This is a genomic window from Marivivens sp. LCG002, assembly GCF_030264275.1.
Taxonomy (GTDB): Bacteria; Pseudomonadota; Alphaproteobacteria; order Rhodobacterales; family Rhodobacteraceae; genus Marivivens.
The window spans coordinates 59,585-82,895 of sequence record NZ_CP127166.1; the positions used below are offsets into that span (position 1 = coordinate 59,585).

Genomic DNA, 23,311 nt, shown 5'->3' on the forward strand with positions numbered 1-23,311 from the left:
CGCAGCGATTGGAACAGAGCCGCGCCGAGAAAACGAAAAAGCCCGACCGAAGTCGGGCCTTTCCCTGAACTTTGCCTTTGGCCTTAGGCCTTGACGTATTCGCGGCGCCACGCAGCAGGACCCGTTTTGTGGATCGAGTTGCCTTGGGTATCGACGGCCACGGTGACGGGCATGTCTTCTACGCGAAGCTTGTAGATCGCTTCCATCCCGAGATCCTGGAAGGCAATCGGAGCCGCTTCCTTGATCGCTTTGGACACGAGATAGGCCGCGCCGCCCACCGCGATGAGATAGGCAGCCTTGTGCTTGGCAATGGCTTCAAGGCCCACTGCACCGCGCTCGGCTTTGCCGATCATCACCTTGAGACCCGTCTGGGCAAGGATCTGGTCGGTGAATTTGTCCATACGGGTCGAGGTGGTCGGACCTGCAGGCCCGATGACTTCGTCGCCGACGGCATCAACGGGACCGACGTAATAGATCGCCTTGCCCTTGAGATCGACAGGGAGCTCTTCGCCGCGGTTGAGCATATCGGTCATCCGCTTGTGCGCCGCGTCACGGCCCGTATAGAGCGTGCCCGACACAAGAAGCGTATCGCCCGGCTTGAGGCTGTCGAGCACGTCTTGGTTCAGATCGTCGAGGTCGAGCTTTTTCGCATGTGCGCTGGCCTGATCGAGAAGGATCTCGGGCCAATCGCTGAGGTCGGGCGGGGTAAAGGTCGCAGGACCCGAGCCGTCGAGCACGAAATGCGTGTGACGCGTGGCGGCACAGTTCGGGATAAGACCAACGGGGAGCGATGCCGCGTGGGTCGGGTAGGAGTGGATTTTCACGTCGAGAACGGTAGTGATACCGCCAAGACCCTGTGCCCCGATGCCAAGCGCGTTGACGCGATCCGCAATCTCGATCCGAAGCTCTTCGGTGCGGTTTTGCGGTCCACGGCGGCGGATTTCAGGAAGGTCGATGTCGTCGTTCAGCGACATCTTGGCCATCTTCATCGCCTTGTCCGCGCCGCCGCCGATGCCGATCCCGAGGATACCGGGCGGACACCAGCCGGCGCCCATCTTCTCGACTTCGGAGACAACCCAATCGGCAACCGAAGCCGAGGGGTTCAGAACGGTAAAGCGCGACTTGTTTTCCGAGCCGCCACCCTTGGCCGAGACGTGAACCTTGATCTTGTCGCCAGCGACCATATCGACGGTGAGCATGGCGGGGGTGTTGTCGCCCGAGTTCTTGCGGCTGTCGAAGGGATCGCGCACGACCGAGGCCCGAAGCGGGTTGGTGTCGAGCTTATAGGCCTTGCGGACCGCATCATCGACGATGTCCTGAAGCGGGCGGGTGCTGTCGATGCGGGCTTCCGCGCCGATCTCGATCGCCACATTCGCGGTGCCCGTATCCTGACAGATCGGACGGCGACCAAGCGCACACATGCGCGAGTTCACAAGGATCTGGGCCATGGCTGCTTTTGCACCGGGGTTTTCTTCGACTTCCCAAGCGGCCGCCATCGCGCGGATGAAATCCGGCGGATGATAATACGAGATATACTGGAAAGCTTCGGCGATCGAGTTGATCAGATCGTCTTCGCGGATGATGTTCATCGTTGGCTCTCTTCCTTGGTTCGGGGTCGCTGACGATAGTAACGACAACAAACCCCAGACGTAACAGCAATGTGGTCACAATCGTGGCACAAGATGTCGCGTAGAAAGCATGTTTCGACAGAGCCGACAATCTTTTACGGCATGCAAATGCATACCGAATGCAACTGTTAGGGCTAACTACTGTTTCTTCGAACCAGACAAGGCGTAATCAGGCGGTGTTCTGCCGTGGTGCGCCCGTCGATACGGCCCAGAAGCGTGCTCACCGCCGCCCGCGCAAGCGACTCGGTGTTCTGGTCGATACTGCTCAGGTTGATCATCTCGAGAGCGGCAAGCGTGTTGTTGTCATAACCGACCACCGCAATGTCTTCGGGCACCCTTAGCCCCAGCAACCGAACGTGTCCCTGTAACGGACGGACAACGCCTCATTGCCTATGCGTCCGAGTGGAAGGCAATGCTAAGGCAATAAAAGCAACGCTTTACTCGGCAAAGCTGCTGGCCCTAGTATCCACCCGTAACGGACAACGAGGATCATCGTGCTTATACGGGTGGGCCACGAGCGGTCGCTTCAGATGGATCTCATGCTTGCGGGATGGATGTCGTTCATCGCGGGCGCTCTCAACGCGGTCGGGTTCCTCATCGCGGGATCGTTCACGGCGAATATGACGGGCAATATCTCGATGTTCGTCGAGCATCTGGCCGACCGTGACACCATCCTTGCGCTGTCCTTTGCAGGGTTGGTGCTGACCTTTATCATCGGGGCGACCTTTGCCGCTTTGGTCATTCAAACGGGCGAAGCGCGCGGTGTGCGGAGCATCTACGGCTGGGTCACTGCGATGGAAGCTGCTATCCTGATCGCGCTCGGCGCGGCCTTTCTCATCGGTCCCGCTTGGGCAGAGGAAACCCATCTCGTCATCGTGCTCAGCTTTGTCATGGGGCTTCAGAACGCAATGACCACCATGATTTCCAAAGCCCGCGTGCGCACCACCCATGCCTCTGGCATGGCGACGGATCTGGGGATCGAGATTGCCGCGCTGATGGGGCGGGGACAGGATCGGTCCGACACGATGGCGAAATTCAAGCTCCACAGCCTTACGCTTTTCAGCTTTGCCCTCGGTGGCCTCGGCGGGGTGTTCGGCTATCTGTGGGTCTCGAACTGGCTCTTCGTGATTTCGGGGGCGATGCTCGTCTTCATCGCCCTTCCGACGCTACTTCTGCGGGATTAGAGCCGCATACGGTGTTTGCCCACCAGCATAGCGTGCGTCTTGGAAAGCTCTTCCTGCGTGCGGTCGGCAGACCATCCCAGCACCCGCGCCGCGATCTGCGCAATCTCGGTGAGCGCGGCATTGGTCAACTCACCCCGCACCGCAACAAGCGTGCGGCGGATGACGATGTCGGCCAGATGCACGACCCGCTCGTTGTCGCAAATCCACTCGATCTCGGCCCGCGAGGTCGAGGCAAGATCGGTGATCCTCTCGCCGCCCTCCGCTTCGACCTTGGCAATCTCGAGCCCCGTGGCGCCATAGCGCTCGACGAGTTCGCGGGCGCGGCCGGACGTTTGGGTGACCGCCTCTGAAAACCCGCGTCCGCCCCCGATGGGCAGCTCGGATGTCGAAACGCGGCGCGTCCGTTCAAGCCGCCCGAGCACATCATCGGCCACTTCTTCGGCAAACCCGCGAAAGGTCGTCCATTTCCCCCCGACAAGCGAAAGGATGTCAAAGGGCCGCTCGGCTGTGGCCGCGATCACGGGCACCGAGTGGTCGCGACTGATCAACCCGACGGCAAGCCCGTCCGAGGCGGGCAGGGGCCGTATCCCCGAATAGGCATAGACGATCTGGCTGCGATCCAAGGGAAGTTCGGGGAAAACATTGCGCAGCACATCGAAGAAATACTCGATCTCGTCGTCCTGACAGGCCACTTCGTCGGGGTTGTCCGCCCGAATGTCCGAGGTCCCGAGCATCACGCGCCCCTCGTATTCATAGGCCAGACAGATGCGCCCCTCGTTGGTTTCGAAATAGATCATGCGCCCATTCAGCATCTCGCGAAGCTGTGGATGATCGAGCACCACATGCGATCCTTTGGTGCCGCCGATGAACTTGCTTTCAGAGCCAAGAACGCCGTTCACGCGGTCGATCCAAGGGCCGGCGGCATTCACCACGATCTTGGGACGGAAGGATTGCACGCCCGCCGCGCTCTCGACCGTGACCACGCCGCCTTCCTGACCCGTGACGTTCGCATAATTGAGCGCAATGGCGTCCGAATGCGCCGCGCAGCCGTCCTTGACGAGTTCGAGCACAAGCCGCTCGGGGGCTGTGACCCGCGCGTCGAAATAGGACCCCATCGCAACGATCCGGTCGGTGATCAGCGGCAATTCCCGCTTGGCCCGCGCCTTAGTCCAAAAGCTGTGACGCGGCATGACCCGCGCGCGCGATCCGAAAAAGTCATAGATGAAGAGCCCCACCTCGATGAGCAGCGCCCCACGGCTCCGCGCCGCCGTTTTCGACCCGAAGAGGGTGCGCAGCGCGGCGGGTATCCCCTTGAGCCACGAAAACATCGGGATCATCGTTTCCAGCGGTTTGATCAGATGCGGCGCGTTCTTGAGCAACAGGTTCCGCTCATAGGTCGATTGCGCGACCAGCCCGAATTCCCCCGTTTCAAGGTATTTAAGCCCGCCGTGGATCATCCGCGATGGGGCGGCCGAAGTGCCCGAGCCGAAATCGCCCTTGTCCACGATGGCGGAGGACACACCTTGTTCGGCCAGATCACGGAACAGCCCCGCCCCGTTGATCCCCGCGCCGATGATCAGAACGTCGATATCTTTGGTCATGTCAAAGTCACTCTTTCCAACGTCACGCCCGAAGCGATCAGGAACTCTGCGGTCGCAGGATCAAGGGCGTCGTCCGTTATCACATGGTCAAAGGCGCTAAGCTCCGCAAAAGCGTGCAGCGCCCGTTTGTTGAATTTGTCCGAATGCACGAGCAGGATGCGCTTTTCGGCAGCGCGGAACATCGCCTGTTTGATCCGCGTCAGTCCTGCATCATGGATAAGTGCGACCCCGTCCTGAACCGCCGAGGCCGAACAGACAAAGCTATACACCCGAAGTGCATCGAGCGCCCGTTCACAGACATGGCCGATAAAGGCGTTATAGGTCGGATGATAATCCCCGCCCGTCGAGAGAAACGAAACGCCCTCGACCCCTGCAAGCATATTGGCAAGCCCGAGGCTGTTGCTCACCACGTGAATGGGTGCGCGTTCGGCCAGCATCGCTCCCAGCGGCTGACAGGTGGTGCTGTCGTCGATCATCAACGACTGCCCCGCCTCGATATGGGCAAGTGCGGCGCGGGTGAGGGCGGCCTTGGCCTCTGTCCCCTGTGCCTCTCGAAAGGCAAAGAGCGCCTCATAGACCGCAGAGGGCTGTGCGCTTACCGATCCGTGTAGCTTGCGGATCACCCCCTGCCGCGACAACTCGTCGATCACGCGGTGGATGGTCATCCGCGAGACGCCGAATTCCTCGGTCAGCGTGTCGATCCGCACCTCGCCATGGGCAAGGACGTAATCGGCAATGGCTTTGCGGCGCTCAAAGGGTGTCACGGTCGAATCCGATAAGTTATCACTCCAATATGTGATAACTTAACATCCAACTGTGTTACAAGTGGCGAAAGTGCCCTAGACGGTTACGGTGCCGCCTTTGTGAAAGCTTCAAGCATCACATGGGCCGACGCTGCACCGGGGTCCATATGCCCGATGGACCGCTGACCGAGCTTGGCCGACCGCCCCCGCTTGCTCTCGATGGTGGCGGTGTAATCACGGCCCTCTTTCGCGCCCGTCGTTGCGGCCTCAAGGCAGCCTTTGACGTCCGCGCCCTTGGCCAAGGCCTCTTTGGCCGCATTCACTGCAGGCACCCAAGCATCGATCATAGTCTTGTCCCCGACCGATGCGCCGCCGCGCGACAAAATCCCGTCACAGAGCCCCTCGACCCAAGCGACCATTGCGGCAGCATCAAGGTTGAGCCGATCCGAAACCGCTTTGCCTGCCGCGCGGAAGGCCGAGGCATAGAGCGGCCCCGAAGATGCGCCGACCGCATCAAGAAAGGCCTTGGCCATGCGCTCGCTGATCTCTGCAATCGTTGCATCCCCAAGGGCTGCAAGTTCTTTGCGCACAGCGGTCCAGCCGATATCCATCGTCACCCCGTGGTCGCCATCCCCGATGACCCCATCCAGCTCCGACAGCCAGTCACGGTTGGCGCGGATCGCATCGGCAGCGGCCAGCATCATCGCGGTAAAGCCCGCGGGCGTGACGCTGCCTTCGGTTTTCAGCGTTGCGCGATCCACGGCCGCGCTGGCGGCCTCGCCCGCATGATGCCGCGCGGAACGCGTGCCCTTGGGTTCCAGCGCCCCCGCAACGGTGAGCGCGGGCGTGCGGCACGGCGTATCGAGAAGCAGCTTGAGATCGTCATCAAGTCGTAGCAGCGTTACCGAAGCCCCCGCCATTTCAAGCGAGGTACAATATTCCCCGACCCACGAATGGTGGATTTTGACGCCGCGCTCCCCAAGGATCTGCGCCACACGGCGATGGATGATATAAAGCTCGAGCGGTCCCGTGGCCCCAAGCCCGTTGACCAGCACCGCAACCTCGTCCCCCGCGCCCAAGGGCATATCGGCCAGCATCGCGCCCATCAGCTCGTCTGTCACATTGTCGGCGGTTTCGAGCTTGCCGCGCCGCATCCCCGGCTCGCCATGCACACCCATGCCGATTTCCATTTCGTCATGGCCGATCTCGAAATTGAGCTTGCCCGTCTGCGGCATCGAACAGGCGGTCAACGCAACCCCCATCGAGCGGCAATTGTCGTTGGCATGGAGCGCAGCGGCATAACAGTCCTCAAGCGAACGACCATGTTCGGCCGCAGCCCCCGCGATCTTGAAAACGAAAAAGTCGCCCGCAATCCCGCGCCTCTCGTCCTCTCGCCCCTTGGGGGCCGAGGCGACATCGTCCGTCACTTGCACCGAGCGGGTGGGGATACCCATCCCCTCGCATTCCTCGGCGGCCATGTCGAAATTCATCACATCGCCCGTGTAATTCCCATAAAGGAACATGACGCCCGCGCCCCCATCCGCCGCGCGCGCCGCATCCATGATCTGCTCGGGAGAGGGCGAGGCAAAGACGTTCCCGACCGCTGCCGCATCCGCAAGACCGCGCCCGACATAACCCGCAAAGGCCGGCTCATGCCCCGAGCCGCCGCCGATGATGATCCCGACCTTGCCGTCGCGCGGGCCATCCTTGGCCACCACAGCGCGGCCCGTCGCCCCTTCGATGGTCAGCAAATCGGGGTGCGCCGAAATCATCCCCTCAAGCGCATGGGTGATGATGTCTTCGGGCGCGTTGATCAGCTTCTTGGTGCGGATATCTTCGGTCATTCAGCGTCCCTCCACAAAGCGTTTGGCGGCGGCGACAGTCTGGTCGAGCCACGGTTGTTCCTTGGCAATCGTGGCCGCCAGACCCTCCTGATCCAGCATAAGCCAATGCTCCAAAATCACGCTCATATCCTTGGGGCGGTGCTTGAGCTGATCCAGAATCCACGCAATCGGCGCGCGGCCCTGACCCAAGGGCACCCCGTGGATGCGGAACCCCACACCGTAAACATCTGGCGTGATCTCATAGTCCTTGAGATGCAGGTTGATCGTATAGGGCGCGAGCATGGTGATTGTTTCCTCGGGCCATTCATTCGCACAGATCGAATTCGCCACATCGAGACAAACGCCGAGATGATCGTCGTTCACGGCATCCAAAAGCTCGACCATACGCGGGCTGGGATAGTTGAAGTGGTTTTCGATGGCGATCTTCATCCCCGCTTCGCGCGCCCGCTCCACACGGGGGCGAAGCTGCTCCGCAAGCTCGGGCACAGGCACATGGCTGTCCGCCTCGTCCAATGCCACCCGCAGGATCTTGGAATGCAGCCGCTTGCCGATCTCGATATAATTGTCGACCTCTTCGGCATTGAAACACTGGGTCCCGAGTTCAAGGTAAAGCCCTTTGTCCTGCGCCACCTCATAGAGCCGATGATGATCCGCCTCGGAATACTTATGCAGCGGCATGTTATCCGCATATTGCACCATCGAAAGACCCATCGCCTCGGCACGATCCAAAAGGTCAAAGGCGGTCAACGGCTGTGCGGGCACCTGATCCTTGATCCCGATCGACCACCGATAGGCATAGCTTCCAAGTCCAAGCTGCATTTGACCTCCCTCGCGCTTTGCGCCTCTGAATTACCGAGCCTAAGTCCTAGTCAAACTGACTGTGCGGGAAAACCGAAACAAAGTGATCTTCACATTAGCTTGGCTTAATCCAGCTTTAAGCCAAGCCACCAGCGGTTAACTGATATACTAGCTTGAATTTTTCGATTTCCGACCTTGACGATAGCGCCAACATGACGCTCACTGCCGCCCGAGGAGAGGCGCTTTTCAGGCGCTCAAAGATTTCAGGGAGCATTGTGATGAAGTTGACGGGCGAATGGCGGCTGAGTTCTGCCGCGATCGAAGGAGAAGTGACCTTTGCGGTTCCGGGGGACGTGCATTCGGCGCTTCTCGCGGCGGGCAAGATCACCGATCCCTATTGGCGCGATACCGAGGTTTCGCTTGATTGGGTGCACGAGGCCGAGTGGGTCGCCACCCGTTCTTTTGCGCTCGAAAGCCTCGGGAACGGTCGCTATTTCATGACCTTCCAAAGCGTCGACACCATCGCAGAACTGCGCGTCAACGGCATCTATATCGGCAAATTCGAGAACCAGTTCATCCGCTATAGCTTTGACGTGACCGAAGCGTTGAGGGCGGGCGAAAACACCGTCTCGATCCATTTCGCATCGAACAGCCGCGAAGCCGTTGCGCGGGCCAATGCCTCTGAAATCGAAGTGCCCTATATCGCGCACAACTGCCGCATTCCCTACACCAACTTCCTGCGCAAGACCCAGTGTCATGCAGGCTGGGACTGGAACATCGCGATCCTCCCGCTCGGGATCTACGGCGATGTGACCTTGTCCGAGGTCGAGACCTTCCGCCTTGATGACGTCTCGGTCCGCCAGACCCACGAGCCGAACGCCGTAACGGTCGAAGTCACCGCCCATTTCGACGCCTTCGATCCGATGGAGGACACCCTCACGCTCGAGATCAACGGCCAGACCGAAACGGCCAAGGTCAAGGCCTGGCCTGGCACAGGCGCCGCAACGGTGGCCGTTACCATCGAGAACCCCGACCTCTGGTGGCCCGCAGGGCACGGGGCCCAGACCCTTTATGACGTCAAAGTCTCGCTTGGCTCCCAAAGCCGGAGCTTCAAACTCGGTCTGCGTCAGGTCGAACTGATCACCGACAAGGACGAGGTCGGCGCGCGCTTTGCTTTCCGCGTCAACGGCCGCGAGATTTTCATGCGCGGGGCCAACTGGATTCCGACCGACGCGCTCCCTTCGCGCGATACCATTGAGACGACCCGTGATCTTCTGACGTCGGCCCGCGAAGCCAATATGAACATGCTCCGCATCTGGGGCGGCGGCGAATACGAGGCCGATTGGTTCTATGCCATGTGCGACGAGATGGGCCTCATGGTCTGGCAGGACTTCATGTTCGCCTGCAACGCCTATCCCGGCCACGACCGCGACTGGCTCCGCCTTGTGAAAACCGAAGCCGAGCAACAGGTGCGCCGCCTGTCGAAATTCGCCTCCCTCGCGGTCTGGTGCGGCGACAACGAACTTGTCGGTGCGCTGAGCTGGTTCAAGGAAACCAAGGCCGACCGCGACCGCTATCTCGCCATGTATGACCGTCTCAATCACACGCTTGAAATGGTGGTCGATGACGAACGCCCCGATGTGCCCTTCTGGCCTTCTTCGCCCTCGATCGGGCGGCTCAACTTCGGCGACGGCTGGCACCTCGATACCTCGGGCGACATGCACTTCTGGTCGGTCTGGCACGAAGCCAAGGACTTCGAGCATTACCGCACCGTCCGTCCGCGCTTCTGCTCGGAATTCGGGTTCCAGTCCTTCCCTTCGAACCGCTTGATCGAGACCTTTACCCTCCCCGAGGATCGCAACGTCTCGTCCAAGGTGATGGACGTCCACCAGCGCAACATCGGTGGTAACGCCCGTATCGTGGAAACCATCACCCGCTATTTCCGCTTCCCCGACGGGTTCGAGGATATGGTCTATCTGAGCCAGCTGAGCCACGGCCTTGCGATGAAAACGGCCATCGAATTCTGGCGCGCAAACAAGCCGCACACCATGGGCACACTCTATTGGCAGATCAACGACACATGGCCTGTGGCAAGCTGGGCGAGCCTTGAATACGGCGGCGGCTGGAAAACCGTCCACTATATGGCCAAGGGTTATTTCGCCGATGTCCTCGTCACCGCGCAGCCCGATGCCGAAACGGGCGACACCGTGCTTTGGGCCATCAACGACACGCCGTCGGCCCAAGACATCTCGCTGCGCATTCGTGCCGTAACCGCAGGCAAAACCGCAATGCGCGACCTTGCCCCGATCACGGCGACGATCCCCACGGACCGCGCCATCGAAATCGGCCGCATCCCCCAAGGCACCCTCGGTGCTGAGGAATTCATCGTCTTCGAGTGGAAAGGGAACGGCCACGCGGGCGAGAATTACTATCTCCCGCTTCGTCCCAAGGCCTATGACTTCGGTATCCCCAAAGTGACCGCAACCGAAAACGCCGATGGCTCGGTGACGCTGACCTCCGATCTTCCTGCGCTCTATGTCACGTGGGATCATGGCGGCGACACCGTCTATAGCGACAACTGCGTCACCCTCCTTCCGGGCGAGCCGAAAACCCTCCTGCCGACGCGCCAGCGCACCTCGCATCTTCCAAAAAACGTCAAAGAGGTGAAATTCCTTGGCGCAAAATGACGCTAAATGAGTGAAACCCTCATTTAGGCGTTGCGGCTTTTCGGGCGGTGATCAAAACTGCGGTATGAGCAACAGACCGACAGTCAAAGACGTCGCCCGCGAAGCGGGGGTGAGCGTGACCACAGTGGACCGTGCCCTCAACGGCCGATCCACCGTGCGCGAGGATACGATGCGCCGCATTGCCGAGGCGGCGCATAAGGTCGGCTATCATGCGCGCGGCCTCATCAACCATCGTCTCAACACCGTCGCGCCCGAGATGAAATTCGGCTTTATCCTCCTCAAGGAAAAGCACGAGTTCTATCAGCAATTCGCCCGCGAGCTTGAAGCCGCCGTTGCTGCCCGCACCGATTTGCGGGGCCGCGTGATCATCCGCTATGCCACCTCGCAAACCCCTGAACATTTTGCCGAGCTTATCGAAACCCTCGGGGAAAAGGTGGACGCCATCGCAAGCGTTGCGGTGAACCACCAGAAACTGAGCAACGTGGTCGAGGACCTTCGCGGAAAAGGTGTGCTAACCTATTCTCTGCTCAACGATTTTGCCCAAGGCGTGCGCCGTAATTATCTGGGTCTCAACAATATGAAAGTGGGCCGTGTCGCGGCTTGGACCCTCACACGAGGGGTGTGCGAACCCGGTCCTCTGGCCATTTTCGTCGGTGGCAACCGCTGGCACGGCCACGACCTGAGAGAGGTCGGCTTCCGCAGCTTCGTGCGCGAGAATGCGCCCGAATTTCGCGTGCTCGACACCATCGTCAACCTCGAAGCGCGACAGATCACCTACGAGGCTGTGCGCGATCTCATTGATCGTTATCCCAAGCTGCGCGGCATCTATATGGCGGGTGGCGGGATGGAGGGCGCGATTGCCGCCGTTCGCGAAGCTTGTGCGCCGGGACAGCTCCAACTCGTGGTCAACGAATTGACGAGCGAGAGCCGCGCCGCGCTTCAGGACGGCTATGTCACCACCGTCATTTCGACACCGCTTCAACAGCTCTGCCACGATTTGGTGAATATGATGGTAAACGACCGTGGCAACCCGTCCGATCCCACCTTCGGCCAGCATTTCCTCGATCCGCGCCTGATCGTCCCCGACATGCTTTGATGAAGGTTTAACGTCATCTAAACGCACCGAACGTTTTCCCCGCGGGGAAGGTTAGACAGACTCGGGAAGGAAAATGCGCGGCTCCAGAATGCGCCGCCCCGTAGGAAGGGTCGTGTCCCCCTGACGCACACGGATCATTGCGTCGATCAGATCGCGGCAGAGTTCGCGCAGCGGCGTCGAAATCACCATCGTGACATAGCCATCAACCAGCGCCGCGCGCCGATCATCGGTCAATTCGTTGGCAATCAGAGTGACCTTGCCTGCGGGTCGCTTTTCCCTGAGCGCGGCAATCGCACCTTCGATCCCGCCGCCCGCGACATAAATCGCGCGAAGATCCCCGTGCCGTTCCAAAAGATCGAGCGTCGCCTCATAGGTCACTTGGCGCGTATCGAGGTTCACATAGGTATCAAGGAGCGTGAACTCGGGCGCATTCTCGCGCAGGAAGCTGACGAATCCCGTCTCGCGAAGCACATGCCCATGCCAGCGGCTCCCCCCGACAAAAACCGCGACCTTGCCCGCTTCGCGCACTTTGGTGGCGATCATCCACGCCGCAAGCCGTCCGACTTTGATATTATCCATCCCGAAATAGCTGTGCCGCGCGGGCTCGGCCACATCATTGAGAAGCGAGAAGAACGGGATACCCTTGGCGGCAAGTTCGGTGACGGTTTGCGTGACCAAAGGATGGTTCACAGCGGCACTGGCCAGCGCCGAACAACTCCCCCCCAAAGCGCGAAGCTCCTCGCTGAAATCCTCGGGGGTGGTGGATTTGACGAAACGGATCTTGGCGGTGCCTCTGATGTCATGCCGCTCCTCGACAGCCCTTTGAATTTCTTGGGAAAAGTTCTGGTAGAAGGGTTGCTTTACCTTGCTCAGGACAAAGCCGAAGGTCATCGCTGGAAGGCTTGCCTGCGCCCGCGTCCGCAACAGTCCCTGTGCATGGAAACCGAGCCGTTCGGCAGCCTCGGCCACGCGGAGCGCCGTCGCCTCTTTGACCTTGGCGCGCCCGTTGAGAACGCGGTCCACGGTGGCCACGCCGACCCCTGCTTCGCGGGCGATATCGGAAAGGGTGGGGCGTTTCATCAGGATGCGAACCTATCAAAATTTCGGATTATCATGATAGATTTTGATAGAATGATCCAGCCCCCGACTTAGCGTCCCGAACCGCCGAAGATATGGTCCCTCCAAAGTTCCGAGGAGGATCACATGGGGAAACGAGATTATTCGCTCTTGGGCGAGGACGCCCGCCGGGCCGTTGAAACGGGGCTTGCTGCTGCGCAGTGGTATCACACCGACATCCCGCGCAAGGAAATGAAGGAGCTGATGCAGCGCTCGGACGGGCCTGCCATCCGCGATGCGGTGATCCTCTTCGGGTCTATGATCGTCTTTGCCGCTCTCGGGATCATGCTCTGGCCGAGCGCGTGGTCCGCGCCGTTTTGGCTGGCTTACGGCGTCCTTTACGGGTCCGCGATGGACAGCCGCTGGCACGAATGCTCGCACGGCACCGCGTTCAAGACCCGCTGGATGAATGATGTGGTCTATCAGATCGCCTCGTTCTGTATGATCCGCAATCCGCACACATGGCGCTGGAGCCACGCGCGCCACCACACCGACACAGTGATCGTCGGCCGTGATCCCGAGATTGCGATCATGCGCCCGACCGAGTTTGTGAAGCTGGTTCTCAATGTCTTCGGTATCCTCGATAGCCTTAATGGCTGGGCGCGGATGCTCAAGAATGCCTCGGGTGTGGTCGACAAGGAAGAGGCCACCTTTATCCCCGAGACCGAGTATCCCAAGGTGATCCGCGTGGCCCGTATCTGGGTGCTGATCTATGCGGCGACTATCGCGCTTGCCATCTCCCTTGGGTCGATCCTTCCGCTCATGATTATCGGGCTGCCGCGTCTTTATGGTGCATGGCACCACATCATGACGGGGCTCTTGCAGCATGGCGGACTTGCCGACAACGTCATCGACCACCGTCTCAATTCGCGCACGGTCTATATGAATCCCGTCTCGCGTTTCGTCTATTGGAACATGAATTACCACGTCGAACACCACATGTTCCCGATGGTGCCCTATCACCGCTTGCCCGAGCTGCACGACAGGATCAAAGGTGATCTTCCTGCGCCGAACACCTCGATCCTTGATGGTCTGACCGAGATGGTGCCTGCGCTCTGGCGGCAGATGAAGAACGAGGACTACTTCCTCAAGCGCGCTCTGCCCGAGACGGCCAAGCCTTACAAAGAAGAGTTCCACGCCGCCGCCTTGGGCGCGGCCGAGTAAACAGCCGAAAGGGGAGAGACATATGGCTTGGGTAGATGCAGTCGCAACGAGCGACATCGAAGAAGAGGACCTGATCCGGTTCGATCACGGGGGCAAGACCTTTGCGATCTATCATTCGCCTGATGGGGCGTTCTTTTGCACCGACGGCAAATGCACCCACGAGGATGTGCACCTCGAAGACGGATTGGTTATGGAATACGAGATCGAATGCCCCAAGCATAATGCGGCCTTCGACTATCGCACGGGCGAGGCTCTGCGTGCGCCCGCTTGCATCAACCTCAACACCTATCCCGTGAAGGTCGAAGGCGACCGCGTGTTCATCGATATCTGATGCGTGAACACGCGGGGCGCTTGATCCTAGAGGCCGACAGTCGCGAGCCAAGCGACAAAGTCGTCCATCCATCGGTCGGACAGGGTGCCTTGGACCTTGCCGCCGAAGCCGTGGCGTCCGTTGCCGTAGAGGTGGAGCGTCACGGGGACTTTGGCGGCATGACAGGCCTCGGCCAGCCGTGTCGTCGAGCAGGGCGGCACAAGGTCGTCATCGGCAGCGGTCGCAAGGAACATCGGACAGGTATCCGCAGGAAGCGGCACCTTGCGGTAGGCGGGATAGATCGGGGCAGACGCCTTGGGGCGGCAGTCGGACGGGGCGTCTGTGGCAAGATGTGCGGCAAGACCGCCACCCGCCGAAAAGCCGACCACGCCGATGCGGTCCGCGTCGATGTTCAGAGCCGCTGCGTTCGCCTTGAGATACCGCATGGCTTGACGCGCGTCCTCTTCGGCAAAGACGCGGCCGCCTTCGATATGGGGATTGCGGGTCGGCGGTTCGGTGCCGCCATAGTCGACACCGCGCAGACCGCCGAAGAACTGCTCCATAAAGGCAGGGATTTCGGCGTCCTCCTCGGGGAGGATGTTGCAGCGATAGGTCAGGATAAAACAGTCGAAGCCTTCGCGGCTCATGCGGTTTGCGATGCGATAGCCTTCGTTGTCGATGGACACAAAGAGATAGCCGCCCCCCGGAATGATGAGCATGGCCTTGCCCGTCGGGTGTTCGGCGGGAATGTGGGTGAGGGTCGGGATATGGATATTGCGCACCCAGCGTTCGCTCGGGTCCGTCGGGTTGAAAAAGGTTTTCTCGGTTCGGCCTGCAGCAGGATCGGACGGCGGACCCTCGGGCCAGATTTCAAGTTTCGCAACGGCGTTATCGGGCAAAGGGTGAGACATCATAAGACCTTATTGCAAATCGGTATCGCCAACACATTAACGCAGCGCTCTCTCTTGGCGAGGGAAAAGCTGCGCTTGCGCCGCATGGAGGCGGCAGAAGGAGGAACAATGGGGCTCTATCATAAACGCCCGACCGTCGCGGATATTCGGGGCATGAAAGGCAAGCGGCAGCTGTCGATGCTTTATGTCGATACGGTCGAGGAAGCGGCGGCGGCTTCGGCGGCGGGTATCGATATGCTCTCGATCATCGATCCCGTTTGGACGCCCGAGATGCGAGAGGCGGCGGGGAATTGTTTTGTGCAGGTCGGGCTTCTTTATGGGGAGCTGGTCACGCAGGAGGATTACATGCGCGCCACGCACCGCGTGATGAAGATCGGCGGGGATTGTGTTTATTGCGCCTCGTCCTTGGGGACCATAAAGGCGCTGGCCGATGACGGAATCCCCGTGGTGAGCCACGTGGGGTTGATCCCATCCAAGGCGACATGGACGGGCGGGTTCAAAGCTGTGGGCAAGACCGCCGAGAGTGCGCTTGCTGTGTTCGAGCATGTGAAGGCGCTCGAAGACACCGGGGCATTCGGTGCCGAGCTCGAGGTCGTGCCCGACCGCGTTGCAGCCGAGATCGCCAAGCGGACAAATCTTGTGCTGCTTGGTATGGGGGCGGGGCCTCATGCGGATGCCCAGTATCTCTTTGCCGAGGACGTTTTGGGTTGCACGCGTGGGCACAAACCGCGCCATGCCAAGACCTATCGCGACTTTCGGACCGAGCTCGATCGGCTCCAGCAAGAGCGGATCGCGGCGTTCAGGGAGTTCAAGTCGGATGTGGAGTCGGCGGCCTATCCTGCGGCGGAACATGTGGTGCCGATCGCGGATGAGGAGCTCGAGAAATTCATTGCGTCATTACCATGTTGAGGGCGTGAAGGTTTAACGTCAAATTTGCTGACTTACTCCATCAGGATCTTCGCATCCTGATGGAGCTTTTGACGTTGTGCGGGATGAGGCGCGGCTACGGAAATGTGGCTGCGCCTTTGTTGTTTTGTAAGAAACCCCCTTTTATTCAATGTTTTGACTTGATTTTGCGGGACTGTTCATCGGGCGTGCGGATTTGTGGCAAATTGGATGATGCTTTTACGTCATCGCCAATCCTTCAGAAAACGTCATTTATGGCGTGAAATTCCGCCGACAGATTGACGGAATCGGCCGCAGTTCTCAGTCTAGCGCGAAGACCGGCGAAGGGAGTTTTCGCCGGATGGGGGATAGAATTGAAACGCGCATTGAACCACATGACGGCGCCCAGTCTCGGGTATGTCGAGTTTCTCGAACTGGCCAAATCTCTGGGCTGCTATGGCGTCGAAGTGCGCAATGACATCGCGCGTCCGCTGTTCGACGGGATGGCTCCGAACGCGGCAGGTGCGCTGGCGCGGGACATGGGGCTCGAGATCGTCGGGGTGAGTCAGGTCTATCCGTTCAACACCTGGACAGCAGAACGTGCCGACGAGGTGCTTGCGCTTATCAAGACTTCCAAGGCGGCGGGGGCGCATACGATGAGCCTCATTCCGCGCAACGACGGCACCCAGACGGGCGAGGGCGAACGCCGTGTCAATCTGCGCACCGCTCTGAGCGCGATCAAACCGATGCTCGAAGGTGAGGGCATGGTTGCCTTGGTCGAGCCGCTCGGGTTCTTGCGGTCCTCGCTCCGGTCCAAGACCGAGCTTGTCGAAGAGATCGAGGTGCTTGGTGCCAAGGGGCTGTTCAAGCTGGTGCACGACACGTTCCACCACACTCTTGCAGGTGGTGGCCCGATTTACCCCGAGCATACGGGGATCATCCATATTTCGGCGGTTGTCGATCCGTCCCTTGCCGTGAGCGAGATGGAGGACGAGCACCGTGTTCTGGTCGACGAAAACGACCGTCTGGGCAATGTCGAGCAAATCGCCGCGCTCTTGGCCGCGGGGTATGACGGTCCTGTGTCCTATGAATGCTTCTCGCCCGAGACGCATGCTCTGGCCGATCCGTTCACCGCGATCAAACGCTCATTCGAATTCATTTCATCGCAGATCAAAACGCCTGCGTGAATGGAAGGGATCCCCATAGGGAGGGGGTCAAAAATCCGGCTTATGAACGGTGCGCCGGACACCATATTGGGAGGAAACCAATGAAAAAGACACTTATCGCCGCTGGCCTCGCTTCGATGCTTTCGACCACTGCTATGGCAGAGAACGTCGGCGTTTCGATGGCTCTGTTCGACGACAACTTCCTGACCGTTCTTCGTAACGGCATGATCGCCACCGCCGACGGTATGGACGGCGTCGACCTTCAGGTCGAAGACGCGCAGAACGACGTGGCCAAGCAGCTTGACCAGATCAACAACTTCATCGCTTCGGGCGTCGATGCGATCATCGTGAACCCTGTCGACACTTCGGCTACTCAGGCGATGACCGATGCTGCTGCTGCCGCCGGTGTTCCGCTGGTTTATGTGAACCGCCAGCCAATCAACGTCGATACGCTCCCCGACAATCAGGCGTTCGTCGCTTCGAACGAGATCGAGTCGGGCACGCTTGAAACCTTTGAAATCTGTAAGAACCTGCGTGCGGCAGGCAAGGCCGGCGGCGCGCGCGCCTATGTGCTGATGGGCGAGCTGTCGAACCAAGCTGCTGTTCAGCGCACCAAGGACGTGCACGACATTCTCGGCACCGACATGTGCAACTTCATCGAGATCGTAGACGAGCAGACTGCAAACTGGTCGCGTGACGAAGCCCAAGACCTTATGACCAACTGGCTGTCCTCGGGCGAGCCGTTTGATGCAGTCATCGCCAACAACGACGAAATGGCCATCGGTGCGATTCAGGCGATGAAGGCCGCCGGTATCGACATGGCGTCGGTTCAGGTCGGCGGTGTTGACGCAACGGCGGATGCTCTTGCTGCAATGGCTGCCGGTGATCTTGACGTGACCGTGTTCCAGAACGCTGCAGGTCAGGGTTCGGGTGCTCTTGATGCCGCTCTCAAGCTGGCGCGTGGCGAAGCGGTCGACCAAAAGGTCTATATCCCGTTCGAGCTGGTTACGCCCGCAAACCTCGCGGATTACGCCGCCAAGAACTAATCGATCCGTAATGGGTCCAAGTGAGGCGGCGCCGATAAGGTGCCGCCTTGCACGCTGCATCACCACGCAGGATGCAGACAATGCTGGGAGCAAGACATGTCGCAAAATTCGCATGGCATCGGGGGGCTGACTTTCGACGAAAAGAAGAAAGTCCGTGCGCCCGAATGGAACGTATTCTTCGCCTTAATTCTTATCGTCGCTATTTTCGAAGCGCTCGGGTTCATGCTTCAGGGACAAAGCTTTTTGTTCGACAGCGCCGACCGTTTCGACAGTATTTTCAATGAAGCGCGTTTGAAGATCATCATTCTTCAGGTGGCCATCGTCGGGATCATCGCAATCGGTTCGACACAGGTTATCATCCTTGGGGGTATCGATCTTTCGCCCGGTTCGGTTGTGGGTCTGACGGCGATGGTCGCGATGTCCTTTGCGCAGGTTGCCGAGGTCAACGGGCTTGCCAATCCCAAGCTGATGTTCGAGGGGGTTGCCGATCTTCCCGTGATTGCGCCGCTTGTGGTCGGTATCTTGTGCGGGGTCTTGGCGGGTCTCGTGAACGGGGCGCTCATCGCCTATACCAAGATCCCGCCCTTTATCGCGACGCTCGGCATGATGGTTACCGCGCGCGGAGCGGCGAAATGGTGGTCCAAGGGTCAACCGATTTCATTCCCGACCGAGAGCTATGCGGCCATCGGGGAAGGCATGAACCCCGTGTTCATCTTTATCGCTCTGGCGATCCTCTTCCATCTCATCCTTACCTATACGGTCTATGGCAAGCATACTTACGCCATCGGCTCGAACGAGCAGGCCTCGCGTATGTCGGGGATCAATGTCGAGCGTCACAAGGTGCTTGTCTATACGATTGCAGCGACTTTGGCGGCGCTGGCGGCGGTTGTCCTGTCGTCCAAGAACCTCACTGCGCAGGCGGGGATGGGCGTTATGTATGAACTCGACGCCATCGCGATGACGGTCATCGGGGGCGTGTCGCTCTCGGGCGGGCGTGGGTCGATCATCGGCACCGTAATCGGGTCGCTGATCTTCGGGGTGATCATCTCGGGGTTCACCTTCCTCAAGCTCGATGCCTATTACCAGGAAATGGTCAAAGGCGCGATTATCGTCGGTGCGGTCGTTCTCGACCAATGGCGTCAAACCCGTGCTTCGGCGCGTTTGTAAGGAGGGATGATGATGAGCGATATTATCCTCGAAACCCGCGATCTGACCAAACATTACGGCGGTGTGCACGCTTTGGAGGGCGCGAATTTCCAAATCCACAAGGGCGAGCACGTCGCCATCATGGGTGACAACGGCGCAGGGAAGTCCACCTTTGTGCGGCAGATCACCGCCGTCGAGCAGCGCACCCGTGGGGAAGTGATTTTCGACGGCAAGCCCGTGCATTTCGCAGGACCCATCGAAGCGCGTGAAGCGGGGATCGAGACCGTGTTCCAGAACCTTGCTCTGGCCGATGATCTTGACGTTCCGTCGAACCTTTTCCTTGGGCGCGAGAAGGTCAAGTTCAACCTCGGGCCGTTCTCGATCCTTGATCGCAAAGCGATGCGCGAGGCGACGATGGCGGGGCTTGTGAAGACGGGGGTCAAGATCCCGAACATCATGAACCCGATCCGCAATATGTCGGGCGGTCAGCGTCAGTGCGTTGCCATTGCACGCACGGCGGCGTTCCACTCGAAGCTGACCATCATGGACGAGCCGACGGCGGCGCTCGGGGTGCAGGAGACCGCGCAGGTCGAGAACATCATCAAGACGCTCAAAGAGCAGGGCGAGAGCCTTATCCTTATCAGCCACAACATGCGGCAGGTGTTCGATCTTATGGACCGTATCGTCGTGTTCCGCCGTGGCCGCATCTGTGCGAACCTGAACGTGAGGGACACGGACCCGCAGGATGTGGTCGCCTATATCACGGGAGCCAAGACGGGGGCCGAGTTCGCGGACGCCGTTTGACCCCATCGGATCGGCGGTTTCGGCCGCCCTTCCACTTGTCCTTTGCGATCTTTGTATTTTGGCATCAAATGGCACTTGCCAGCTGTCGAAATGACATGGATTGAGACGAAACTTTCATTGCCGCGGACTCTGTGTTGACGAAAGGGGGCGCGGCCCCTCAAACCCCAAATAAGTCCGGCCGAGTCCGGAGCGGGAGGAAAATATGAGCTTACGTTTTGCGGTTCTGGGCGCGGGCCGAATTGGTCAGGTGCATGCCCGTGCAATCAGTTCGGTTGCAGGTGCCGAGCTCATTGCGATTGCCGAACCTTTTGAAGCGGCGGCCAAGGCAGCGCAGGAAAAATACGGCTGCGACATCCGCACCATCGACGAGGTTGCAGCCTCGGCCGATATCGACGCGGTCGTGATCTGCACGCCGACCGATACCCATGCCAATCTGATCGAGCTTTTTGCCAAAGCGGGTAAGGCCGTGTTCTGTGAAAAGCCTGTTGATCTCAGCGTCGAGCGCGTCAAGCAGGCTCTGGCCACGGTCGAGGCGGAAAAGGCCACTTTGATGGTCGGCTTCAACCGCCGTTTCGATCCCGACTTTATGGCCGTGAAGGCTGCGGTCGATAACGGCACCATCGGGGATGTCGAGATGGTGACGATCACCTCGCGCGATCCCGGCGCTCCGCCCGCGGAATACATCAAGGTTTCGGGCGGGATTTTCCGCGATATGACCATCCATGATTTCGACATAGCGCGCTGGCTTTTGGGCGAAGAGGTCGAGACGGTTGTCGCTCAGGCGTCGAACCTTGTCGATCCTGCCATCGGGGCGCTTGGTGATTATGACTCGGTCAACGTGATCCTGCGCACGGCGAGCGGCAAGCAGGCCGTAATCACCAACTCGCGCCGTGCGACCTATGGCTATGACCAGCGCATCGAAGTGCTTGGCTCCAAGGGCATGGTGTCGGCCAAGAACATGGCAGAGGCCAACATCCAAGTGGCGACAGCCGATGGTTTCAGCGAGCCGCCGCTCCTGAACTTTTTCATGACCCGCTATACTGCGGCTTATGCGAACGAGATTGCTGCGTTCGTCAAGGCCGTTGCCGAAGGCACCGCCACCCCGACCACGGGGCTCGACGGGCTCAAGGCGCTTGAACTTGCTGACGCAGCGCTCAAGTCGGCCCAAACGGGCCAAGCTGTAAAGCTCTGATCTCCTCCCTCGGGCTCTGGCGGTTTCGACCGTCAGGGCCCAAGTGATAAACGAACCCGAGAGGCATCCGAATATGAAACACCTTGATGTAATCACCATCGGCCGCGCAGGCGTTGACCTTTATGGCACGCAGGTCGGGGGGCGTCTGGAGGACATGGGGTCCTTTGACAAATACATCGGGGGATCGCCCACCAATATTGCATGCGGCACGGCGCGTCTTGGGCTCAAGTCTGCTTTGATCACTCGCGTGGGCGACGAGCACATGGGTCGTTTCATCCGCGAGCAGTTGGTGCGCGAGGGGGTGAATGTCGAGGGTGTGAAGACCGATCCCGAGCGGCTCACCGCTTTGGTGATCCTCGGTATTCGCGACGAAGAGCAGTTCCCGTTGATTTTCTATCGCGAGAATTGCGCGGATATGGCGCTTTGCGAGGATGATATCGACGAGGATTTCATCGCGTCTTCGCGGTCGGTTCTGGCGACGGGCACGCATTTGTCGAACGTCAAGACCGAAGCCGCTGTGATCAAGGCGCTCAAACTTGCCCGCAAGCATGGGGCGCAGACGGCTCTGGATATCGATTACCGTCCGAACCTTTGGGGCGTGGCGGGGCATGGCGACGGCGAAAGCCGTTTTGTCGAAAGCGCGAAGGTGACGGAAAAGCTCCTCTCGACGCTGCATTACTTTGACCTGATCGTCGGCACGGAAGAAGAGTTCCACATCGCGGGCGGCTCGACCAACACGATCGAGGCGCTGCGTGCGGTGCGCAAGGTGTCGGGTGCAACGCTTGTCTGCAAGCGCGGCGCGGCGGGGGCTGTGGCATTTGAGGGCGAGATTCCCGATAGCCTTGACGAGGGTCAAACCGGCCCCGGTTTCCCGATCGAGGTCTTCAACGTGCTTGGCGCGGGGGATGGGTTCTTCTCGGGTCTGATGAAGGGTTGGCTCGACGGTGAAGACTGGCCCACCGCTCTTAAATACGCGAATGCCTGCGGTGCCTTTGCCGTGTCGCGCCACGGCTGCACGCCTGCTTATCCGAGCCTGACGGAACTCGAGTTCTTTCTTGATCGCGGGGTGATCCGTCCTGATCTTCGCAATGATGCGCAGCTTGAGCAGATCCACTGGTCCACTAACCGTCACGGCGATTGGTCGACGATGCGGGTCTTTGCCTTTGACCACCGGATGCAGCTTGAGGCGATGGAGGGCTATTCGCTTGAAAAGGGCGGAGCGTTCAAAGAGCTGTGCCTTAGGGCTGCGCAGCAGGTGCAGAACGGGCAGAGTGGCTATGGCATCCTGTGTGACAACCGGATCGGCCGCGCGGCGCTTCATGCGGCGTCGGGGTCGGGGCTTTGGGTCGGGCGTCCGACCGAGTGGCCCGGATCGCGTCCGTTGACGCTGGAGCCTGAACTGGGGTCCGATTTCGGCGGGCTCAATCAATGGGCCAAGGAAAATGTGGTCAAGGTTCTGTGCTTCTGTCACCCCGAGGATGATGCCGAGATGCAGGCCAAGCAGGAAGATACGGTCAAGCGTCTCTTTGAAGCCTCGCGCCGCAATCGGCTCGAGTTTCTTCTTGAGGTGATCCCGTCCAAGGTGGCCCCTGTGGATGACGAGACCACGGCGAAACTGATCCGCCGCTTTTACGAGATCGGCGTCTATCCCGATTGGTGGAAGCTTGAGCCGATGACCTCGGACGCGGGCTGGCAGAATGCGATCAACGCAATCGAAGAGAACGACCCCTATACCCGCGGGATCGTGGTCCTGGGGCTGGATGCGCCAGAGGACGAGCTTCGCGCAAGTTTCGAGGTTGCGGCCTCTTACAAGTTGGTCAAAGGCTTTGCCGTGGGGCGCACCATTTTCGGGGATGCGGCGCGGGCTTGGATGAAGGGTGATATGGATGATGCCGCTGCGATTGCGCAGATGGCAGAGCGTTACACCCGACTTTGCAATATTTGGGATGCGGCCCGCGCAAAGGCCGATCTGAACTGAGAGGAACGAAAG

At 59.8% G+C, this 23,311-nt stretch carries 20 protein-coding genes; 12 read left to right on the forward strand and 8 right to left on the reverse strand.

The annotated features are described in order from the left end of the window. Window positions 1-83: 83 nt before the first annotated feature. On the reverse strand, window positions 84-1,589 hold the full coding sequence (locus QQG91_RS14800; RefSeq protein ID WP_285772515.1) for a fumarate hydratase: 1,506 nt from the start codon (window positions 1,587-1,589) through the stop codon (window positions 84-86). A gap of 173 nt (window positions 1,590-1,762) precedes the next feature. Then, window positions 1,763-1,978, reverse strand: a complete 216-nt coding sequence (locus tag QQG91_RS14805) for a substrate-binding domain-containing protein (RefSeq protein ID WP_285772516.1) — start codon at window positions 1,976-1,978, stop codon at window positions 1,763-1,765. A 144-nt stretch (window positions 1,979-2,122) separates the two neighbouring features. On the opposite strand from QQG91_RS14805, the gene QQG91_RS14810 reads away from it, so the two are divergent. Further along, window positions 2,123-2,812: a YoaK family protein gene (locus QQG91_RS14810; protein ID WP_285772517.1), complete on the forward strand. Its 690-nt coding sequence runs from the start codon at window positions 2,123-2,125 to the stop codon at window positions 2,810-2,812. Here the strand turns inward: QQG91_RS14810 and QQG91_RS14815 are convergent. From QQG91_RS14815 to QQG91_RS14830, 4 genes are all read right to left on the reverse strand, one after another. Next, window positions 2,809-4,413 (reverse strand): glycerol-3-phosphate dehydrogenase/oxidase, encoded by a 1,605-nt coding sequence (locus QQG91_RS14815; protein ID WP_285772518.1) that lies wholly within the window; start codon window positions 4,411-4,413, stop codon window positions 2,809-2,811. The two genes, QQG91_RS14810 and QQG91_RS14815, sit on opposite strands and share 4 nt — an antisense overlap. Continuing rightward, entirely contained in the window at window positions 4,410-5,177 is a 768-nt protein-coding gene (locus QQG91_RS14820; RefSeq protein WP_285772519.1) for a DeoR/GlpR family DNA-binding transcription regulator, read from the reverse strand. Before QQG91_RS14820 ends, QQG91_RS14815 begins: the two co-directional genes overlap by 4 nt. Window positions 5,178-5,260: 83 nt before the next feature. After that, complete coding sequence (dhaL, locus tag QQG91_RS14825) at window positions 5,261-7,000, reverse strand: dihydroxyacetone kinase subunit DhaL (protein ID WP_285772520.1); 1,740 nt, start codon at window positions 6,998-7,000, stop codon at window positions 5,261-5,263. Continuing rightward, window positions 7,001-7,819 (reverse strand): sugar phosphate isomerase/epimerase family protein, encoded by an 819-nt coding sequence (locus tag QQG91_RS14830; RefSeq protein WP_285772521.1) that lies wholly within the window; start codon window positions 7,817-7,819, stop codon window positions 7,001-7,003. A 191-nt stretch (window positions 7,820-8,010) separates the two neighbouring features. Between QQG91_RS14830 and QQG91_RS14835 the strand changes: the two genes are divergently transcribed. Next, window positions 8,011-10,485 carry a glycoside hydrolase family 2 protein gene (locus tag QQG91_RS14835; protein WP_285772522.1) on the forward strand — a complete coding sequence of 825 codons (2,475 nt, stop codon included), beginning with the start codon at window positions 8,011-8,013 and terminating at the stop codon, window positions 10,483-10,485. Between the two features lie 64 nt (window positions 10,486-10,549). After that, window positions 10,550-11,581: a LacI family DNA-binding transcriptional regulator gene (locus QQG91_RS14840; protein ID WP_285772523.1), complete on the forward strand. Its 1,032-nt coding sequence runs from the start codon at window positions 10,550-10,552 to the stop codon at window positions 11,579-11,581. Window positions 11,582-11,632: 51 nt separating this feature from the next. Here the strand turns inward: QQG91_RS14840 and QQG91_RS14845 are convergent, their stop codons facing one another. Then, entirely contained in the window at window positions 11,633-12,661 is a 1,029-nt protein-coding gene (locus QQG91_RS14845) for a LacI family DNA-binding transcriptional regulator (protein ID WP_285772524.1), read from the reverse strand. 123 nt (window positions 12,662-12,784) lie between these two features. On the opposite strand from QQG91_RS14845, the gene QQG91_RS14850 reads away from it, so the two are divergent. Further along, on the forward strand, window positions 12,785-13,861 hold the full coding sequence (locus QQG91_RS14850; protein ID WP_285772525.1) for a fatty acid desaturase family protein: 1,077 nt from the start codon (window positions 12,785-12,787) through the stop codon (window positions 13,859-13,861). 22 nt (window positions 13,862-13,883) lie between these two features. Continuing rightward, window positions 13,884-14,192 (forward strand): MocE family 2Fe-2S type ferredoxin, encoded by a 309-nt coding sequence (locus QQG91_RS14855; protein ID WP_285772526.1) that lies wholly within the window; start codon window positions 13,884-13,886, stop codon window positions 14,190-14,192. 26 nt (window positions 14,193-14,218) lie between these two features. Here the strand turns inward: QQG91_RS14855 and QQG91_RS14860 are convergent, their stop codons facing one another. Then, complete coding sequence (locus tag QQG91_RS14860; RefSeq protein WP_285772527.1) at window positions 14,219-15,082, reverse strand: alpha/beta hydrolase; 864 nt, start codon at window positions 15,080-15,082, stop codon at window positions 14,219-14,221. A 108-nt stretch (window positions 15,083-15,190) separates the two neighbouring features. Here QQG91_RS14860 and QQG91_RS14865 point away from each other — a divergent pair, with 108 nt between their 5' ends. The 7 genes from QQG91_RS14865 (at window position 15,191) to QQG91_RS14895 (ending at window position 23,299) form a co-directional block, all read left to right on the forward strand. Beyond that, window positions 15,191-15,991, forward strand: a complete 801-nt coding sequence (locus QQG91_RS14865) for a 3-methyl-2-oxobutanoate hydroxymethyltransferase (protein ID WP_285772528.1) — start codon at window positions 15,191-15,193, stop codon at window positions 15,989-15,991. Window positions 15,992-16,362: 371 nt separating this feature from the next. Beyond that, the gene (locus QQG91_RS14870) at window positions 16,363-17,154 is read left to right on the forward strand and encodes a TIM barrel protein (protein WP_285772529.1); all 792 of its coding nucleotides are present in this window, start codon (window positions 16,363-16,365) and stop codon (window positions 17,152-17,154) included. Between the two features lie 80 nt (window positions 17,155-17,234). Then, window positions 17,235-18,179, forward strand: coding sequence for a substrate-binding domain-containing protein (locus QQG91_RS14875; RefSeq protein ID WP_285772530.1), 945 nt, complete (start codon window positions 17,235-17,237; stop codon window positions 18,177-18,179). Between the two features lie 96 nt (window positions 18,180-18,275). Then, window positions 18,276-19,346, forward strand: a complete 1,071-nt coding sequence (locus tag QQG91_RS14880; protein ID WP_285772531.1) for an ABC transporter permease — start codon at window positions 18,276-18,278, stop codon at window positions 19,344-19,346. A gap of 12 nt (window positions 19,347-19,358) precedes the next feature. Beyond that, complete coding sequence (locus QQG91_RS14885; RefSeq protein ID WP_285772532.1) at window positions 19,359-20,129, forward strand: ATP-binding cassette domain-containing protein; 771 nt, start codon at window positions 19,359-19,361, stop codon at window positions 20,127-20,129. Between the two features lie 202 nt (window positions 20,130-20,331). Then, entirely contained in the window at window positions 20,332-21,321 is a 990-nt protein-coding gene (iolG, locus tag QQG91_RS14890) for an inositol 2-dehydrogenase (protein WP_285772533.1), read from the forward strand. 73 nt (window positions 21,322-21,394) lie between these two features. Beyond that, window positions 21,395-23,299, forward strand: coding sequence for a bifunctional 5-dehydro-2-deoxygluconokinase/5-dehydro-2-deoxyphosphogluconate aldolase (locus tag QQG91_RS14895; protein WP_285772534.1), 1,905 nt, complete (start codon window positions 21,395-21,397; stop codon window positions 23,297-23,299). Window positions 23,300-23,311 lie beyond the last annotated feature (12 nt).

Bases quoted from the DNA above. Each gene is read 5' to 3' on its own strand.
- QQG91_RS14800 (WP_285772515.1), bottom strand. From the start codon at position 1,589: ATGAACATCATCCGCGAAGACGATCTGATCAACTCGATCGCCGAAGCT.
- QQG91_RS14815 (WP_285772518.1), bottom strand. From the start codon at position 4,413: ATGACCAAAGATATCGACGTTCTGATCATCGGCGCGGGGATCAACGGG.
- dhaL (WP_285772520.1), bottom strand. From the start codon at position 7,000: ATGACCGAAGATATCCGCACCAAGAAGCTGATCAACGCGCCCGAAGAC.
- QQG91_RS14830 (WP_285772521.1), bottom strand. From the start codon at position 7,819: ATGCAGCTTGGACTTGGAAGCTATGCCTATCGGTGGTCGATCGGGATC.
- QQG91_RS14835 (WP_285772522.1), top strand. From the start codon at position 8,011: ATGACGCTCACTGCCGCCCGAGGAGAGGCGCTTTTCAGGCGCTCAAAG.
- QQG91_RS14840 (WP_285772523.1), top strand. From the start codon at position 10,550: ATGAGCAACAGACCGACAGTCAAAGACGTCGCCCGCGAAGCGGGGGTG.
- QQG91_RS14845 (WP_285772524.1), bottom strand. From the start codon at position 12,661: ATGAAACGCCCCACCCTTTCCGATATCGCCCGCGAAGCAGGGGTCGGC.
- QQG91_RS14850 (WP_285772525.1), top strand. From the start codon at position 12,785: ATGGGGAAACGAGATTATTCGCTCTTGGGCGAGGACGCCCGCCGGGCC.
- QQG91_RS14855 (WP_285772526.1), top strand. From the start codon at position 13,884: ATGGCTTGGGTAGATGCAGTCGCAACGAGCGACATCGAAGAAGAGGAC.
- QQG91_RS14860 (WP_285772527.1), bottom strand. From the start codon at position 15,082: ATGTCTCACCCTTTGCCCGATAACGCCGTTGCGAAACTTGAAATCTGG.
- QQG91_RS14865 (WP_285772528.1), top strand. From the start codon at position 15,191: ATGGGGCTCTATCATAAACGCCCGACCGTCGCGGATATTCGGGGCATG.
- QQG91_RS14870 (WP_285772529.1), top strand. From the start codon at position 16,363: ATGACGGCGCCCAGTCTCGGGTATGTCGAGTTTCTCGAACTGGCCAAA.
- QQG91_RS14875 (WP_285772530.1), top strand. From the start codon at position 17,235: ATGAAAAAGACACTTATCGCCGCTGGCCTCGCTTCGATGCTTTCGACC.
- QQG91_RS14880 (WP_285772531.1), top strand. From the start codon at position 18,276: ATGTCGCAAAATTCGCATGGCATCGGGGGGCTGACTTTCGACGAAAAG.
- QQG91_RS14885 (WP_285772532.1), top strand. From the start codon at position 19,359: ATGAGCGATATTATCCTCGAAACCCGCGATCTGACCAAACATTACGGC.
- iolG (WP_285772533.1), top strand. From the start codon at position 20,332: ATGAGCTTACGTTTTGCGGTTCTGGGCGCGGGCCGAATTGGTCAGGTG.
- QQG91_RS14895 (WP_285772534.1), top strand. From the start codon at position 21,395: ATGAAACACCTTGATGTAATCACCATCGGCCGCGCAGGCGTTGACCTT.